The 18,399-nt window shown below is 28.6% G+C and carries 19 protein-coding genes and 1 riboswitch; of the genes, 1 reads left to right on the top strand and 18 read right to left on the bottom strand.

The genetic code is table 11. The features are described 5' to 3' along the window. Positions 1–3: 3 nt before the first annotated feature. The gene (locus ACYQ1T_RS10160; RefSeq protein WP_459834526.1) at positions 4–597 is read right to left on the bottom strand and encodes an NUDIX hydrolase; all 594 of its coding nucleotides are present in this window, start codon (positions 595–597) and stop codon (positions 4–6) included. Positions 598–787: 190 nt separating this feature from the next. Between ACYQ1T_RS10160 and ACYQ1T_RS10155 the strand changes: the two genes are divergently transcribed. Continuing rightward, positions 788–1,924, top strand: coding sequence for an AI-2E family transporter (locus ACYQ1T_RS10155; RefSeq protein WP_459834524.1), 1,137 nt, complete (start codon positions 788–790; stop codon positions 1,922–1,924). Between the two features lie 34 nt (positions 1,925–1,958). Here ACYQ1T_RS10155 and ACYQ1T_RS10150 read toward each other — a convergent pair whose 3' ends face one another. The 17 genes from ACYQ1T_RS10150 to ACYQ1T_RS10070 all read right to left on the bottom strand — a co-directional run bounded on the left by ACYQ1T_RS10150 (position 1,959) and on the right by ACYQ1T_RS10070 (position 18,389). Further along, on the bottom strand, positions 1,959–2,669 hold the full coding sequence (locus tag ACYQ1T_RS10150) for a phosphatase (RefSeq protein ID WP_459834522.1): 711 nt from the start codon (positions 2,667–2,669) through the stop codon (positions 1,959–1,961). A 61-nt stretch (positions 2,670–2,730) separates the two neighbouring features. Continuing rightward, complete coding sequence (locus tag ACYQ1T_RS10145) at positions 2,731–4,428, bottom strand: bifunctional diguanylate cyclase/phosphohydrolase (RefSeq protein WP_459834520.1); 1,698 nt, start codon at positions 4,426–4,428, stop codon at positions 2,731–2,733. 55 nt (positions 4,429–4,483) lie between these two features. Next, positions 4,484–4,618 (bottom strand): cyclic lactone autoinducer peptide, encoded by a 135-nt coding sequence (locus tag ACYQ1T_RS10140; protein ID WP_459834518.1) that lies wholly within the window; start codon positions 4,616–4,618, stop codon positions 4,484–4,486. Positions 4,619–4,631: 13 nt separating this feature from the next. Beyond that, complete coding sequence (locus tag ACYQ1T_RS10135; RefSeq protein WP_459834516.1) at positions 4,632–5,273, bottom strand: accessory gene regulator ArgB-like protein; 642 nt, start codon at positions 5,271–5,273, stop codon at positions 4,632–4,634. After that, entirely contained in the window at positions 5,266–5,730 is a 465-nt protein-coding gene (locus ACYQ1T_RS10130) for a hypothetical protein (RefSeq protein WP_459834514.1), read from the bottom strand. The genes ACYQ1T_RS10135 and ACYQ1T_RS10130 overlap by 8 nt, the downstream gene beginning before the upstream one ends. Positions 5,731–5,770: 40 nt before the next feature. Next, a complete protein-coding gene (locus ACYQ1T_RS10125; protein ID WP_459834512.1) occupies positions 5,771–6,310 on the bottom strand; it encodes a DUF5317 family protein in 540 nt (179 codons plus the stop codon). A gap of 200 nt (positions 6,311–6,510) precedes the next feature. Then, the gene (locus tag ACYQ1T_RS10120; protein ID WP_459834510.1) at positions 6,511–8,235 is read right to left on the bottom strand and encodes an NADH-dependent [FeFe] hydrogenase, group A6; all 1,725 of its coding nucleotides are present in this window, start codon (positions 8,233–8,235) and stop codon (positions 6,511–6,513) included. 16 nt (positions 8,236–8,251) lie between these two features. Further along, positions 8,252–10,138, bottom strand: coding sequence for an NADH-ubiquinone oxidoreductase-F iron-sulfur binding region domain-containing protein (locus ACYQ1T_RS10115; RefSeq protein WP_459834508.1), 1,887 nt, complete (start codon positions 10,136–10,138; stop codon positions 8,252–8,254). A gap of 9 nt (positions 10,139–10,147) precedes the next feature. Then, positions 10,148–10,618 (bottom strand): NADH-quinone oxidoreductase subunit NuoE family protein, encoded by a 471-nt coding sequence (locus ACYQ1T_RS10110; protein WP_459834506.1) that lies wholly within the window; start codon positions 10,616–10,618, stop codon positions 10,148–10,150. Between the two features lie 260 nt (positions 10,619–10,878). After that, positions 10,879–11,037, bottom strand: coding sequence for a DUF1540 domain-containing protein (locus ACYQ1T_RS10105; protein WP_459834504.1), 159 nt, complete (start codon positions 11,035–11,037; stop codon positions 10,879–10,881). 75 nt (positions 11,038–11,112) lie between these two features. Further along, positions 11,113–11,571, bottom strand: coding sequence for an S-ribosylhomocysteine lyase (locus tag ACYQ1T_RS10100; protein WP_459834502.1), 459 nt, complete (start codon positions 11,569–11,571; stop codon positions 11,113–11,115). 11 nt (positions 11,572–11,582) lie between these two features. Continuing rightward, complete coding sequence (gene metF / locus ACYQ1T_RS10095; RefSeq protein ID WP_459834500.1) at positions 11,583–12,473, bottom strand: methylenetetrahydrofolate reductase [NAD(P)H]; 891 nt, start codon at positions 12,471–12,473, stop codon at positions 11,583–11,585. Positions 12,474–12,550: 77 nt separating this feature from the next. Beyond that, positions 12,551–12,684, bottom strand: a riboswitch (SAM riboswitch). A gap of 62 nt (positions 12,685–12,746) precedes the next feature. After that, positions 12,747–13,280: a GNAT family N-acetyltransferase gene (locus tag ACYQ1T_RS10090; protein ID WP_459834498.1), complete on the bottom strand. Its 534-nt coding sequence runs from the start codon at positions 13,278–13,280 to the stop codon at positions 12,747–12,749. Between the two features lie 109 nt (positions 13,281–13,389). Next, positions 13,390–14,343 carry an MraY family glycosyltransferase gene (locus ACYQ1T_RS10085; RefSeq protein WP_459834496.1) on the bottom strand — a complete coding sequence of 318 codons (954 nt, stop codon included), beginning with the start codon at positions 14,341–14,343 and terminating at the stop codon, positions 13,390–13,392. Between the two features lie 247 nt (positions 14,344–14,590). Continuing rightward, positions 14,591–15,232: a V-type ATP synthase subunit D gene (locus ACYQ1T_RS10080; protein ID WP_459834494.1), complete on the bottom strand. Its 642-nt coding sequence runs from the start codon at positions 15,230–15,232 to the stop codon at positions 14,591–14,593. Positions 15,233–15,235: 3 nt separating this feature from the next. Further along, the gene (locus tag ACYQ1T_RS10075) at positions 15,236–16,618 is read right to left on the bottom strand and encodes a V-type ATP synthase subunit B (protein ID WP_459834492.1); all 1,383 of its coding nucleotides are present in this window, start codon (positions 16,616–16,618) and stop codon (positions 15,236–15,238) included. Beyond that, positions 16,611–18,389: a V-type ATP synthase subunit A gene (locus ACYQ1T_RS10070; protein WP_459834490.1), complete on the bottom strand. Its 1,779-nt coding sequence runs from the start codon at positions 18,387–18,389 to the stop codon at positions 16,611–16,613. Before ACYQ1T_RS10070 ends, ACYQ1T_RS10075 begins: the two co-directional genes overlap by 8 nt. Between the last annotated feature and the right edge of the window lie 10 nt (positions 18,390–18,399).

Raw genomic sequence — 18,399 nt, 5'->3', positions numbered from 1 at the left:
ATTTTATTCTTCTATAAATTTTTGCATTGCCATTAAAGCTTTAACATCTATTTTTTCATTTGATTTTAAAATTTCCTTTGCTTCCTCCTTAGAAACTAGCATTGCCTCTATATCTTCATCAGCTTCTAAGTTTTCGTCAGATATTTCCCCTTTGCAAGTACAATAAACCAAGGCAAAAGACTCATTTGTCATTCCTACTGAAGCATATACTTTTGTTTTTGTTTTTTCATAATCTATTTCAATTAAATCTAATCCTGTTTCCTCTTTTAATTCTCGTTTAACAGTTGTTTCAAATCCATCTTCACCCAAATCTACTAAACCGGCTGGAAGTTCTAATACATAATTATTAATTGGAACTCTAAATTGTTTTATTATAACTAGCTTATTTGATTCTACATGAGTTGCAACTATTATTACTGCATCTATTTTTTCCTCTAATCCATTAAAAAAGTGCTTTTTGACTGTATCTAAATCTTTTCGTGATGCTATAGTCCAATGTCTTTCATCTCCATTTTTATTTGTATATTGAGCATCATATAGCTTTAAATATTTTGTTTCAGCTAACATAGTTACATCATTTACTTTAACCTTACTCATATAATCTCCACTCCTACATATTTTATGTTTTCTATTTAATTATATATATTTTAAATTAATATTACAAATTTACACAAAAATAAAATTATATATTTAAATATTCCTTTCTTTTTTCAATTGTCATAATTATCTAACATATGTATAATTATCTTTAATAGAAATATTAATATGTAAAGGATGTGTACTTTTATTGAAAGAAATTAATTCAAAACTTAAGAACAATATTATACTTGCAACTTATATAATAATTTTATTATTTATTCTTTTGAAATTTAAATCTATTGTAAGTGGTTTAAGTACAGTTCTAAATATTCTTAGCCCATTTATCGTTGCAATTGCAATTGCTTTTATTTTAAATATACCTATGAATTTCTTTGAAAATAAGGTTTTTTCTTTCTTAGACAAACCTAAATTTAAATCATTAAAAGGATTTAAACGTTCATTTTCTATTTTGACTACTATTATTACAGTTGCTGGTATTCTTATAGCCTTAATATTATTTATTATACCTCAACTAATAGATAGTATGTCTACTTTAATAGATACTGTGCCAAGCTATGTTAAATCTTTAGAAGCTTTAGCAACTCAATATATAAGTTCTACTAACTTATTTGATAAAATTGGACCTGAGATTATGAAGTTTTGGAAAGAACTACTTCAAATTGGGAGCCAACTTTTAGGTTCTTCTTTATCTGGATTATTAAATGTAACTATTAATTTTACTACAGGTATAATTAACTTTTTCCTTTCACTTGTATTAGCTATATATATGCTATCAAGTAAAGAAACACTAATATATCACTTAAAAAAAGTTCTTTACGCCTTTATTCCAAATAAAGTTTCAAACTATATTATAAATGTAGGAAAAATAACAAATGTTACTTTTTATAAATTCATTGCTGGGCAATGTACTGAAGCTGTTATAATTGGTGTGCTATGTTTTGTCGGTATGGTTGTTCTTTCTATGCCCTACCCATTATTAATAAGCGTTATTGTTTCTGTAACAAGTTTAATTCCTATTTTTGGTGCCTTTATTGGAACAATACCTTCAGCATTTATTATTTTAATAATAGATCCAATGAAAGCATTTTGGTTTATAATATTTATTCTTGTACTTCAACAGTTTGAAGGTAATATTATTTATCCTAGAGTTGTTGGTAATTCAGTAGGCTTATCTGCTATATGGGTAATGCTTGCAATGCTTGTTGGTGGTAGTACAATGGGATTAATTGGAATGTTAATTGGAATTCCAACTTTCAGTGTTTTATATCAACTTTTACGAATTGCAACAAATAATCGAATAAAAAAAAGAGAAGTAAAATTATAAAAGGAAATGGATATAAACTCCATTTCCTTTTTCTTTAAATTAATCCAAATAACTTTAAGTCCTCTTCATTATAATTTACTACTAACTCTAATGGAAAATTAATTTCTTTAATTAATTTTTCACAGTTATTAAAATTTCCGACATCATACCAAATATGTGCATCACTTCCTAATATAACTTTTGCCTCATATTTTTTGCATAAATTTAGCATTACTTTATAGTTATCCCAAGCCCCTTCTCTATATCCATTAGGATTAAGTGATGAATTATTTATTTCAAGCAATACATTATTCTCTTTTGCTGCAATTATCATAGCTTTATAATCTATAGGATATCTACTATCATCTGGATGAGCTATTATTTTAACATATTTATTTTTTATTGCGCCTAAAATAGCTTTTGTATTTTCTTCTTTTGTTCCAAATTTAATACAAGGTGGATGTAAACTTGCAATTACATAATCTAGACTTTCTAAAAGTTCTTCTGGTATATCTATATTACCATCATAATCAATTATATTAGCCTCTACACCATTTAACATTCTTATTCCATTTACTTCTTTTTTTATAACCCTTAAATTATAAAAATGCATAACTGTTGCACTTCCTGGCATTTGTGGTCCATGATCTGATGTACCTAATATTTTTATTCCACTTTCTAAGGCACCCTCTATATTTTCTTTTACAGTACTATAAGCATGGCCGCTAGATATTGTGTGACAATGTAAATCTATTAATGATTTCATAAAACACCTCCAAATTATTTCTTTAGTTACATATATAAAAACCCCATATATTGGGGTTTTACTATCCTAATGTATCAAGTTTATCTTTGTTTTCTTCAATTAATTCAATAAATACTTTAACTATTTTAGAGTCAAATTGAGTTCCACTACATCTTATTAGCTCTTTAATTCCTTCATCATATGTCTTTCTTTTATTATAAGGTCTATTTGATGTCATTGCATCAAAACTATCAACTACTGTTAATACTCTTGCTAAATAAGGTATTTCTTCTCCTTTTAATCCTGAAGGATATCCTGTACCATCATATTTTTCATGATGATGTAAAATTAGTGGTGCAATATTTTCTAATGATTTAACAGGACTTATTATATCAACTCCATCCTGCGGATGTTGCTTTAAAATTTCCCATTCTTCTTTTGTTAAAGGCATTTTCTTAATTAGTATTTCCTTATCTGTATTTATTTTTCCTATATCATGCATATAAGCACCATATACTAAGATGTTTTTATCTTCTTCCTTTAAATTTAACTTATCTGCAAGTAATCTACTGAAAAATACTAATCTTTCACAATGTGCATAGGTGTATCTGTCCTTTGCATTAATTACGCTAATTAATGTTTTAATTGATGTAACTAACTCTATATCTTTTTCTTCTATATCTTTTTTCATTTCATCTAATATTGATGTGTATGTCTCTACTCTATTTTTATTGAAAAATTTAGCCCTATATAAAGCATCATCAGCACTTTTAATTAACTCTACATCACTTTTTGATTTACTTGGATATACAGATATCCCCATTGATACTGTTATCTTTCCATTTGGCTGATTTTCTTCTCCATAAAATTTAGTATTCTCTATCTTTAATCTTATATAATCTGCAATTTCTACTGCTTCTTTTTCTTCTGTATTTGGTAATATAACTGAAAATTCTTCTCCCCCGTAACGTGCTACTACATCTGATTTTTTAAAATTATCTTTAAGTAACTTTCCTATGACCTTTAATACCTCATCACCTTTTTGATGACCATAAAGATCATTATAATGTTTAAAATAATCTATATCTATGAATATCATTGAAACCGGCTTTCCAGTTTTATCTGATATCATTATTTTCTCCTTTAATGCATCATGAAAATATCTATGATTATAAACTTCTGTTAATCCATCTTCATTTGCTAAACTCTCCAATTTTTTTATATGGTCTCCCTCTATTTTTACATAAAACCCAAGAGGCCATGCTGTAAGAATAAATATTCCTGATAATATCAAATCACTTTCAAAATACTTATTTATCCCCATAGAAGGTGCACAAACTAAATCTATAAAAAGTATTATTATTGATGATAAACATGCAATAGCTATTCCATGTTTTATCCCTGACTGTATTGTAGCCGTTGTTATTATAAATAAAAATATATATTTATATTCGCTTAAATATCCACCAGAAATCATAATACAGTAAACAAATATTATTATAAAAATTAAATTTTCAATCCACTGCACAACTTTATGATTTTTATTTATAAATTTATCTCTACTAGAAAATGCCCATAGAAAATATATAAGTACCAATATTGAAATTATTGTTGTTGCAGATAATAAATTATAATTAATATCTAATCTTTCTCCTTTTATTATATTATCACTAAAATAATATTGAAAAAGTATTATAGCTGTGAAAAGTAATGATGCTAATTTACTAATAGAAACTATATCATTAATTTGCTTACGTTTGTCTCCCTCTATTTTGTTCATTTTAATACCTCAACTTAAATTTGAATAATAAAGACCGGTTTCCCGATCTTTATTATTATTCTTCTCTTAAACTCTTTGGTTCTTCTGGTTGATATAAGCACCATGCACATGCTGATGTTGCTACTGCTGAAGCAAATATAGTTGCTACTGCAGCTACAGCCATAAGAATTTTGTTATTTAACTTTCTCATAATTTATCTCCCCCTAACTTATAATTTTATTAATAAGATCTTCCATAGATTTCATTAAATTATGTATAAATTTAGTTAATGTTAACACTTGCCAAAATACTCCGCCACATATACATAATGAATATACAATAAACTTATTATTACGTAAAAGTATATATAAAAGAATATTAATAGTAACAATTAATAAATAAATACTTAATATTACTATAGAATTTCTTTTTAACCTTATTCTTTTTTCTTCTTTTTTTATTGGTTTAGCTTTACTATCTACTGGAGCTAATTTAAAAATAATATAATATGAAAATATAAATATTATACTGACTACAATTATTAGTATATTTAAACTAGAAACTTTTTTTATAATAATAGGAATACCTACACTTATAACAGTTCCTACTATTATACATCTATTAGAAGTACTAGCATGTGCTCCACCTGAATATTTTCTTAATATAGCAATTGTAAATGATACTATTAATGTCTCTACTAAAACATTAAAAATCATTCCAACTATTGCTGCTAAAAATATTGATAAAAATATTTGAAAAGCTGTAAAAATTCCATAATTAATTACATCTCTTTTTTCATTATCTAAATTTAACTCTGTAGCTAACTTATTTGCAATTTTTAAAGAGATATTTTCTTTTTTATTCATTTTTATTTTTCCTCTTTACAATATATATATAATATATACTAACAATTATCCATCCTATTAATAATGATGGTAATCCATAAATTGATTTTAATTTAACATTACTAAAAACAATATTTATATTTTTATTTAATATATTTTCTATTAAAAATATATTTATCCATTCACTTATAAATTGAATAATAAACATTATCATTACTGATTTTATTGATTTTATTACATCTATTTTATTATAAATATGTGATAATACTATAGCTATAATAATTGTTATTACCATATGTACTCCATAAGTTATAGGTAACATTCTTACTGAAAAAGCTACAATCGAATATATACTACTTGAAATTATATATTTTTTCTTATTTATTACTAATCCAGAAAATGAATATATTGCAAACATAAATAAAAAACTTTCTGGTATTGCTCTTAGAAAAAATTCTATAGGCTCTAATCTTAACATCTTTAATCCTCTTTTCTCTTAAGTTTTAATATATTTATTTTTATACTCTTTTATTTATATGCTTAATAGCTCCATATATAATTAAAAATACATAAACTCTTATAAGAACATCTCCAACACTTAAAATACTATATCCTACATCTATTATATCTGTTAAATATTTAAGTTTCGTTTCAGCATTCCCCAATATATGTATATCATTTACTTTGCTAAATGAATCTGACTTTACATAGCCTGTCCAATAAGATATTGTTGGAAATACGGGCATCATTCCGCCATTAGCTTTTATTGCAATATTATTTAATACTCCACCAAAAAGCATAGATATAGAACCTATTATTGCGTATATAAATTGCTTGAATTTATATATTAATGGTAAATATGAGCATAAATATACTACTTTTAAAATATTTGCATATTTTATTACTTCATAATTCTCTTTAAATATATTAAATTGTATTATAACATAAGATATCTCCATAAATAATACAAGGTATATCTCCCATGACTTAAATAGCCCTTTAAGCTTATAACCCTTTATTTTACTAACTAATAGTGCTATTAAAATAGTTTCTATCATAGGCTAATCTCCTCTTTTTAATTTAAGTCTATACTTTAACTTAAATATCTGTATAAATTAATTATATTATACTCTGACTCACTATTATTTTCCATAGTATTTAACATTTTTTTCTATATTTCTTGAAATCACTTATTTTTTTAACAATATTTTCATTGTAATAAAATAGAGGCAATTTTTTTATTTTGCCTCTATTTTTATTATTTACTTTTATATTTTGTATGAAGAATCTCATGAGCAATATCACTATTAGGATATTGAAGATAATCATTATATAATTTATTTATCATTGGATTTTCATGTGCTTTTCTTATTTTTTTCTCTTTATCTTCATTATAAATACATTTCATTCTATTTTTTAGTATTTCTCTATTAGATTGTATAAAGGGCTGCCCTCCCCCATCTATACATCCTCCTGGACATGCCATTACCTCTATAAAATCATATTTGATTTTTCCTTCATTTATTTCATCCATTATTTTTTTAGCATTGCCTAAAGAGCTTACAACAGCTATCTTAACTTCTTCTTCTCCTACTTTCACTTTAGCTTCCTTTATGCCTTTAAGCCCTCTTATCTCTTTAAAATCTATATTTTCAAGGCTACCTCCTGTTAAAATATCATAAGCTGTTCTTAATGCAGCCTCCATTACACCTCCACTAGCACCAAAAATAGTTCCTGCACCAGTTGAAAAACCTAATGGATTATCAAATTCCTCATCATCTACATTTTTAATATCTATTCCAGCTTCCTTAACAATTTTTGCTAATTCTCTAGTTGTTATAACAATGTCTACATCCTTATTTGTATTAACTTTCATCTCTTCTCTGTTTGCCTCATACTTCTTTGCTATACATGGCATTATAGAAACAACAACTAGATTTTCTCTACTTATCCCAAACTCTCTTGCTAAATAATTTTTTGCTACTGCCCCAAACATTTGCTGAGGAGATTTACAGCTTGAAAGTAAATTTAAATTTTCTTTATATTTACTTTCGGCATAATTAACCCATGCTGGGCAACAACTAGTTATAAGAGGAAGATTTTCTTTATTTTTAAACCTTTCTACAAACTCATTTGCTTCTTCCATTATTGTTAAATCCGCTGCAAAGTTAGTATCAAAAACTTTATCAAAAGATAGCATCTTTAATGCTCCTACTATTTTCCCTGTAGATAAAGCACCTGATTCTAATCCAAACTCCTCTGCTAAAGCTGCTCTTACTGCTGGAGCAACTTGAACAACAACATATTTACTTTCATTATCAAGCAATCCCCATAAATCTTTATATTGTTGCTTTTCTCTTAATGCTCCTGTTGGACAAACTGCTACACATTGACCACAGTAAGTACATTCTGTTGAATGTATAGGGTCTGAAAAAAATGTGCAAACTTTTGTTTCAAAACCTCTATCTATAGTTGTTAATGCATGTACCTTTTGAATATCATTACATGCTGTAACACATCTTCTACATAATATACATTTTTCCTTATCTCGTACTATTGCATCTGAAACATCTAGACTATATACAGTACGCTCTCCTTCATATTTTCCTTCATCAACACCTAAATCTAATGCTAACTTTTGTAATTCACAATTATAGTTTTTTTCGCATTGTAAACAGTTTTTTGAGTGATTTGATAATAGCAACTCAACTATAGTCTTTCTTGCTTTTATTGCTTTTTTAGAATTTGTTTTTATACTCATGCCTTCTCTAACATCTGTTGCACATGCTGGTATTAATCCTGATTTTCCATGTACTTCTACAACACAAACTCTACATGTTCCTTTACAATTTCTTGTTTCTCCATCAACCATATACATATGACATAATGTTGGTATTTTTATATTAATTTTTTTAGCAGCTTCTAATATAGTTGTTCCTTCTTTTACAACTACGTCTCTTCCATTTATCTTTATATTAACCATTTATTTCACCCCCAATCTATTTAATAAATATCGCATTAACAGGACATGAACTATAACATAATCCACATTTAATACATTTATCTGTGTTAATAATATGCTTTTGTTTTACCTTTCCCGTTATACATGATACCGGACACCTTCTTAAGCACTTGGAACATCCAATACATTTACCTGTTATTTCATAAGTTAATAGCTTTTTACATACTCCTGCTGGACATCTTTTTTCCTTAACGTGAGCTATATACTCATTCATAAAATACTTCATAGTACTTATAACAGGATTAGGTGCTGATTCACCAAGTCCACATAATGAAGTATCTTGTATAACTTCACATAATTCTTTCATTACAATTAAATCTTCTTCTTCAGCCTTTCCCTCTACAACCTTATTAAGTAGTTCTAAAAGTCTTTTATTCCCTATTCTACACGGTGTACATTTACCACAAGACTCATCGACTGTAAATTCTAGATAAAACTTTGCAATATCAACCATACAGTTATCTTCATCCATAACAATCATTCCACCAGATCCCATCACTGATCCTATTTCTGTTAATGTATCGTACTCAATAGGCAAGTCTAAATACTCTACTGGAATACAACCACCTGATGGTCCACCTGTTTGAACTGCTTTTAATTTTTTATTTTCTTGTATTCCACCACCTATTTCATAAATTATTTCTCGTAGAGTTATTCCCATAGGAACTTCTACTAAGCCTACATTATTTATTTTTCCTGCTAATGCAAAGACTTTTGTACCTGATGATCTTTTGGTTCCTATTGACCTATACCAAGTTGCACCATTATTTATAATTTGGCTAATATTTGCAAAGGTTTCAACATTATTAACACATGTTGGCTTTTGCCATAATCCCTTTTCTGCAGTTCTAGGCGGTTTCATAGTAGGTTCTCCTCTTAAACCTTCAATTGAATGAATAAGGGCAGTTGCTTCACCACATACAAAAGCTCCTGCTCCATATCTTATTTCAATATCAAAATCAAAGCCTGTCCCTAATATATTATTTCCTAATAGTCCAATTTCCTTTGCTTTAGAAATCGCAATTTTAAGTCTGTTAACAGCTAGGGGATACTCTGCTCTTATATATATATATCCTTTATTAGCTCCTATAGCATATCCACATATAGCCATGGCCTCTAATACGCAATGAGGATCTCCTTCTAATATAGCTCTATCCATAAAGGCTCCTGGATCTCCTTCATCAGCATTACATATAACATATTTAATCTTATTATTAACTCTCCTAGCAGCCTCCCACTTTCTCCCTGTAGGGAATCCCCCACCGCCTCTACCTCTTAAGCCTGATTCTGTAATCTCACTAACTACCTCTATAGGTGTCATAGTTGTTAATACTTTTCCAAGTGCCATATATGAGCCAACACCTAGTACTTCTTTTATATCTTCTGGATTTATAATTCCACAATTTTTAAGTGCTATTTTTAACTGCTTATTATAGAAAGGAGTCTCTTTTTTATCACATATTTTTTCTTTTGTCTCTGGATTTTTATATAATAGTCTTTCTACTATTTGTCCATTTATTATATGATTCTTTATTATTTCACTAATATCTTCTTCTGCAACTTTTACATAAAATACTTTATCAGGTAATATTTCTATTACTGGTCCTTGAGCACAAAAGCCAAAGCACCCAGTCATTATAACTTTTATTTTATCTTGCAACTTATTACTATTTATTTCATCATTAAAAGCTTTAAATATTAAATCACTTTTAGAAGCTTTACATCCTGGTCCTCCACATACTAATATATGTCTTTCTACATTTTTGGTATTTATAAACTTATCTGCATTTTTTCTTATTTCTATAGTTTTACTACACTTATCTTTTATTTTTAATAAACTCTCAAAATCTACAATACGTTCCATATTCAATAGTTACTCCTTATACTCTTTTAAAAGCTTTCCTACTTGTTCTCTTGTGAAATATCCATATGATTTTTCATTTACTAATACAACTGGAGCTATTGCACAAGAACCAACACATCTTAATGTATCTAAAGTAAATAATCCATCTTCTGTTGTTTCTCCTTCCTTTATCTTTAGAGTTTTCTTAAATTCATCTAATATATCTCCTGCTCCTTTAACAAAGCACGCTGTTCCTGTACATACACTAATTACATATTTTCCTTTTGGTTTTGTTGTGAAATAAGAGTAAAATTTTATAACTCCATATACCTTTGATACTGGAATATTAAGTTTATCTGCAATAAACTCTTGAACTTCTCTTCCTAAATACCCATATAGACCTTGTGCATGATGTAAAATAGCTATTAAGGCACTCTCTTCATACTTTTGATTTTTAATAAACTCTTCTAACTCCTTAAACTTCTCACATTTATTTTCCACTTCTCCACCCCTTTATATATTGAATATTCTGAACTTTTTAACCGTCGTATATTATTTAAAAATCTAATCTTTAAAATTATTTACTTATTTTAAAATATAAACTTTACTTCATAAATTTATATTATTAAAATTTACAAATATTCTTATATTAATAAAAAATTCTATAAATATTTTTAAATTTAAAATATTTATTTAAGTAGTATTACTTTTATAAATAAAAATAAGGCTATTAGTTAAATTAAAACTAATAGCCTTATTTTTTACTTTAATACAAATGAAGTACAATCTGTACATTCTATCATTGTAGGATTTTGTTCATGTGTTCCTACTTGAATTACTTGTAATGTACAATAATTTTCTGAACAATCATGATGCTTACAGTTATTTATTGTGCATTTTATACTTGTATTCTTAGCCATAATAAACACCTCCTATTTCACTTTTCAAAAATAGTATGTGTATTTTAGCTTTATTTTATCCACTAAATAATATTTCTATTTATCACCATATATATTTAATGAAAATCCTTTTTCTAAAACTTCTTTTGCATATTCTTTTGCTCCAAATAATGATAAATCTTTATAGTTTCCACATTGTATTTCATTAGCTGCTGGTATTTCACTAGCCTTTAATACAGCTTTTAATGCATTTTCTAAAGCAAATTTCACTTCTGCAGCTGTCTTATCTCCCCACATACTTAAATAGAAACCTGTTCTACATCCCATAGGTGATAAGTCTATTATTCCATCTATATTATTTCTAAGCTCATGTGCTAATAAATGTTCAAGGCCATGCATTCCAGCTGTCCCAAATGCTTCCTTATTTGGTTGTAAAAATCTAACATCAAATTTACATACAGTATCGCCTTTTTCACCAGTTAAAACACAGCACTTTCTTATATATGGAGCCTTAACTATTCTATGATCTAATTCAAAACTTTCAACCTTTTCCATATCTTTTCCTCCTAGACTATTAGCTTTTCTTCATTTATTGATTTTACTATAGTAGATATACTCTTTGTTATTCTTCTTGCAACGTATGGATTGTTCATTGTATATAAATGTATTCCATCTACACCTGAAGAAATTAAATCTACCATTTGCTCTACTGCATAAGCAATGCCAGCATCTCTTAACGCTTCGCTATTATGCTCATACTTACTCATTATCTTCATAAATTTATTTGGAATTTTTGCCCCACACAAGGATACTATTCTTTCTATTTGCTTTGTATTAATTACAGGCATAATCCCAGCCTGTATTTTAGCTTTTATGTTATTTTTTTCTTTTAGTTCTAAAAAATCATAAAAATAATTATTATCAAAAAACAACTGAGATATAAAATGGCTTGCTCCAGCTTCTTCTTTTAATTTTAAATTTAATATATCCTTATTTAAATCTCTACATTCTATATGTCCCTCTGGATAACATGCTCCAACTATATTAAATCCACCAAAGTCTTTTATATGACCTATAAGATCACTTGCAAATCTAAAATCACTTTTTATCTCATTTGAAATAGGTATATCTCCTCTTAATGCAAGAATATTTTCTATACCTTCCTTTTTTAATTCCCCAAGTAAATAATCTATTTCTATTTTACTAGAACTAATACAAGTTAAATGTGCTAAAGATTCAATTCCATATTTATTTTTAATTAAAGATGAAAGTTCACAAGTCCTATTTTGAGATAAACTTCCACCGGCTCCATAAGTTACACTAATAAAATCTGGTTTTAAATCTTTTAACTCTTCTAATGTATCATAAATAACCTCAATTTTCGAGGTTGATTTAGGTGGAAAAACCTCAAATGAAAAAACTAATTCCTTTTTTTTAAATAATTCATTAATATTCACTATAATAGCCCCCTTTAAAAATAAAAAAAGTACCAAAAGGATAACCTTTAGGTACTTAAACATCGCCTATAAAATTAACCTTATCTTTCAACTTAAAAAGTTGCAGGATTTAGCACCGAACTAATATTTAAGTAAATCAATTATATAATTACTTTTAATTCTCGGTTGCTGGGTTTCACAGGGCCAGTCCCTCCACCACTCTTGATAAGAAATATTCTTTTTTTATAATTATATGTTATTATGATAATTTTGTAAACACTCTTTAGTTAACTTTTACCATTTAAAGTTTTCTTTAAATAATGCCATTACAATTTCATCGTGATATTTTCCATTTCTATAAATTTCTTTTTTTAATATTCCTTCTTCTATAAAACCTATTTTTTTATAACAAGCAATAGCTCTTTTATTAAAACTAAATACATTAAGTTTTATTTTTTCCATATTTACTTCTTCAAATATAAACTTAATTAAAACCTTTAAAGCATCTGTACCATATCCTTTTCCCCAATATGCTTTATCTCCAATCATAATTCCTATTGTACAATTTCTATTTTTTATATTTGTATTGTTTATACTACATCCACCAATATACTTCCCTGTTTCTAAATCTTCAATTGCAAAATCATATGTTAAGTCGCTACTTGCATCTCTGCTTTTTATCCATTCTGATTCTTTCCACTTAGTAATTGGGAATGGTGTATCAATAACTAATAACTTTTTTGTTTCTTCATCATTTATAAATTCTGTTGCTCTATCAATATCTTCTTCTTTATAAGCTCTTAATTTAACTAAATTACCTTTATACATTTATATCGCCCCCAAACTAATTTTATAAATTTTACCATTTATTTTTTATTTAGTCAATTCCGTATATTATATAAAATAAAGACCAAGTAGAAATTTTTCTACTTGGTCTTTACTTCTTAATTAATAATAATACTATTGAAACTGCACTAAATGCTATGCTAAGTATATTTATATATGTTACAACTTGCTTTGGACTAAAACCTTTTGCTTCTAATCTATAATGTATTTGACTTCTATCTGCTTGATATACAGGTTTTCCTTCTGAAAACCTCTTAATAATTACAAATATATTATCAAAAATAGGTACAGCTAAAGCAAGTATTGGAATAAATAAACTCATAATCGTAGCTTGCTTAAATGCTCCATCTAAAGCAATTATGCTTAATATAAACCCTAAAAAGTTTGCACCTGAATCTCCCATAAATATTTTAGCTGGATATTTATTATACATTAAAAAACCTATGGTAACTCCGGCTACTATTAATGACATTATAACTGATTCAGTTTGATCAAGTATAATGGCTGCACCTGCAAACGTTATTGCTGATATAAAGGATAATCCACCAGCCAATCCATCCATTCCATCTGACCAGTTCATAACTGTAGTAACTCCAAATATCCATGTTATTGTTAATAAAAATTGTAACCAAGCATTTAAATTTATATATACCCCAGTAAATGGATTTGTAAATCCTCTAAATACTATTCCTGCTTTAAATACTAAAAAAGCTGCAAGCAATTGTATTATTAATCTAGGATATATTGGGAATTCTTTTCCATTAGCTTTAAAACTATCATCAACCAATCCAATTGCTAATATTAAAGCACCTCCAATAAATATCCAAAACTTTTCATTTATTGGTGTTGTATTATTAAAAATCAAATATACACTAAAAAATCCAATAAACATAGAAAGTCCCCCACAAAGCGGAATTTCTCCTCTATGTTTTTTTCTTTTTGTTGGCTTATCAGTAAAATTATATTTAAATGACATTTTCATTAATAATGGTGTTATTAAATATACTGTTAAAAATGCCACTACAAATACTAATATATATTGCATAAATTTTTGCTCCTTAATCTATCATAGGCAAATTTTAATAATCATATTCTCTTTTCATCATATTATACCACGTTTTCCAATAACACTTAATTACGAAACTATTACAGTTATACATATAGTACTATTATAACATAAAATTCAACTAAATACTTTAAAATAGTTATAGAGCAATTATAAATTCTAGTTTTTAATATTATAAAATAATAAAGAACTAGAAATATCCATTGATATTTCTAGTTCTCTTTAGTTAACTTCTTGCTTGAATCATATCTTTAACTTTCATTAATCTAGTTAAAGCTCCTCTTTCATTTTCATCAAGTTTCATTCTAATATACTTAATTGTTTCTTGAAGAGATGGTATTGTCATATATTCAAGTGCATTAACTCTTCTTCTTGTCTTTTCTATTTCATCAGCCATAAGCTGAGTTGATTTTTCTACTTCTGCAAGTTCTAGAAGCTTTGGTAGTATTCCATAAAGCTTTGAAATTGCATCATCAAGTTCTGAAGATGTGTTTGCAAATCCATATGGGAATATACTTCCTTCATCTCCTTCTAGTTGTCTATGGAAGTTCATTTTAGGAACATTAACACTCATTATATTTTTAGTTCCTACTTCAACAGAAATACTTTCCTTTGGATAAGCTACTGCTTCCTCTAGGAATTCTGAGCTCATTACAGCTCTAGCCATAACGAAGTCTTTAAGTGATCCTTGAAGCTCAGCTTCTACAGACTTTCTTAATTCATTGTTATATTTAACAAGATTAACGAATTGTCTCATAAGCTCATCTTGCTTATCCTTTAAAAGTTTATGTCCTCTAGTAGCTGTAGCTAATCTTTTCTTCAGCTTAGACATTTCCATTCTAGTAGGATTGACATTTAATCTTGCCATGGCTTATTCTTCATCTCCCTTTGGCATATACTTTTCAAGATATTCATCTCTAATTCTCTTAAGCTCTGTCTTAGGAAGTATCTTTAGAAGTTTCCAACCAAGTTTTAATGTTTCTTCAATGCTTCTATTAGTTGTAAAGCCTTGTGAAACATATTGTTCTTCAAAAGCTTCAGCAAACTTAGCGTATTGCTTATCAATATCAGAAAGTGCTGATTCTCCTAAGATAGCTGATAATTCCTTAGCTTGCTTACCTTGTGCATATGCTGAGAATAGTTGGTTCATAGTATCTGCATGGTCTTCTCTAGTTTTATTCTTACCTATACCTTTATCTTTAAGTCTTGAAAGTGATGGTAATACATCTATAGGAGGCATAACTCCCTTTTTATATAACTCTCTTGAAAGGATTATTTGTCCTTCTGTTATATATCCAGTTAAGTCTGGAATTGGATGTGTTTTATCATCTTCTGGCATTGTTAATATAGGAATTTGAGTAATTGATCCTTCTCTTCCTACTAATCTACCTGCTCTTTCATATAATGTAGAAAGGTCAGTATATAAGTATCCTGGATATCCTCTTCTACCTGGAACTTCTTTTCTAGCAGCAGATACTTCTCTTAATGCTTCTGCATAGTTAGTTATATCTGTCATTATAACAAGAACGTGCATACCTTTTTCGTAAGCTAAGAATTCAGCTGTAGTTAATGCCATTCTTGGAGTAGCTATTCTTTCGATAGCTGGATCAGATGCAAGGTTCATAAATAAAACTGAATTATCTATAGCACCTGTTTTATTAAATTCATCAACGAAGAATTGTGATTCTTCGAATGTTATCCCTATAGCAGCAAATACAACGGCAAAGTTAGCATCTGAATTTAAAACTCTCGCTTGTCTTGCAATTTGAGCTGCAAGTTGTGCATGTGGAAGTCCTGAACCTGAGAAAACAGGTAATTTTTGACCTCTAACTAGAGTGTTAAGTCCATCTATTGCTGATATACCAGTTTGTATAAATTCTGATGGGAAGTCTCTTGAAACAGGATTTATAGCTTCTCCATTTATATCTAATCTTTTTTCTGGTATTATGTTTGGACCATTATCTATTGGTTTACCCATACCATCAAAGATTCTACCAAGCATATCTTCTGATACACCTAGTTCTAGAGGTCTTCCTAAGAATTTAGCTTTTGTTCCCTTTAAGTTAATTCCTGATGATCCTTCAAAAAGTTGAACCATAGCCTTTGTTCCATTAACTTCTAGAACTTTACCTCTTCTTTTTTCACCAGTTTGAAGTTCAACTTCAACTAGTTCATCAAATTTAACGCCTTCGACACCTTCAACTACCATTAAAGGTCCCACAACTTCCGTAACTGTTCTGTACTCCTTAAGCATCTAGAACCCCTCCTTCGTTGATTAATGTATCTATAGCAGCCTTTAATTCATCTGCAATTTCATCCATTTTTCCAATTTGATCTTCTGCTATATATTTACTTCTAGCAATTTTATCTCTAACTTCATCTAAGCCTAATATTTTGCCTAAATAAACTCCAGCTTCTAAAGCTCTTTCAGCTTCTTTTCTAAATAGAAGTATTAATTTTAACATTTTATATTGCTTATCTAATGAAGCATATGTATCAACTTCATGGAAAGCATTTTGTTGAAGATAATCTTCTCTTATTGATTTAGCAACTTCAAGCTTTAATCTATCTTTTTCAGATAATGCATCTATACCAACAAGGCTTACTATTTCTTGAAGACCTGATTCTTCTTGAAGAATAGTCATAGCTTCTTGTCTTAAATATGACCAATCTGAAGCAACTTCTTCATTCATCCATGTGTCAATTGTATCTGCATATAATGAATATGAATTTAACCAGTTTATTGATGGGAAGTGTCTCTTATATGCAAGTTGTGCATCTAGTCCCCAGAATACTTTAACTATTCTAAGAGTTGCTTGTGTAACTGGTTCTGATAAGTCTCCCCCTGGAGGTGAAACTGCACCGATAGCTGTTACTGCACCTTCTCTACCATCTTTACCTAAACATATAACCTTACCAGCTCTTTCATAGTAATCAGCAAGTCTTGAACCTAGGTATGCTGGATATCCTTCATCCCCTGGCATTTCTTCAAGTCTACCTGACATTTCTCTTAATGCTTCTGCCCATCTTGATGTTGAATCAGCCATTATTGAAACTGAATATCCCATATCTCTAAAGTATTCAGCAATTGTTATACCTGTATAAATACAAGCTTCTCTAGCTGCAACTGGCATATTTGAAGTATTTGCAATAAGTACTGTTCTCTTCATTAAGCTTTGACCAGTTTTTGGATCTTTAAGTTCTGGGAATTCGTTAAGAACGTCTGTCATTTCATTACCACGTTCTCCACATCCAACATAAACAACGATTTCTGTATCTCCCCATTTAGCAACTTGGTGTTGAACAACTGTCTTACCTGCTCCGAATGGACCTGGTACTGCAGCAGCTCCACCTTTAGCTACTGGGAAGAATGTATCTATAACTCTTTGACCTGTTGTCATTGGAGCTTCTGGCTTTAATTTTCTTGCATATGGTCTACCTTTTCTTGCAGGCCATTTTTGCATTAATGATACTTCCTTATCTCCATTTTCTGTTTCAACAACACAAACTGTATCTACTACTGTAAATTCTCCAGCTTTAATTTCTTTAATTTTCCCTTTAACTCCGTAAGGAATCATTATTTTATGAAGTATAACTGTAGTTTCTTGTACTGTTCCAATTATATCTCCAGTTTCAACTTCATCTCCAACTTTAGAAGTTGGTTCAAAGTTCCAAACTCTTTCTCTATTTAAAGACTTAACAGATACACCCTTTGTTAAAAATGGTGAATTTGCAACCTTTGCAAAAGCATCAAGTGGTCTTTGAATTCCATCGAACATTGATTCTATAAGTCCTGGTCCAAGTTCTATACTTAATGGTTCTCCAGTTGTAATAACTGGATCTCCAGGTCCTATTCCTGTAGTTTCTTCGTAAACTTGGATAGATGCTTTATCGCCTCTCATTTCGATGATTTCACCGATAAGCCCCTTATTTCCAACCTTAACCATATCAAATATATTTGCTTCATCCATTCCTTCAGCAACAACTAAAGGACCTGCAACCTTAATTATTTTTCCGGTCTTCAACGTACTAACC

The sequence above is a fragment of the Clostridium carnis genome (genome assembly GCF_054657435.1).
Note: the sequence above shows the minus strand (reverse complement) of the source record. Positions and strands in the feature narration are given on the sequence as shown.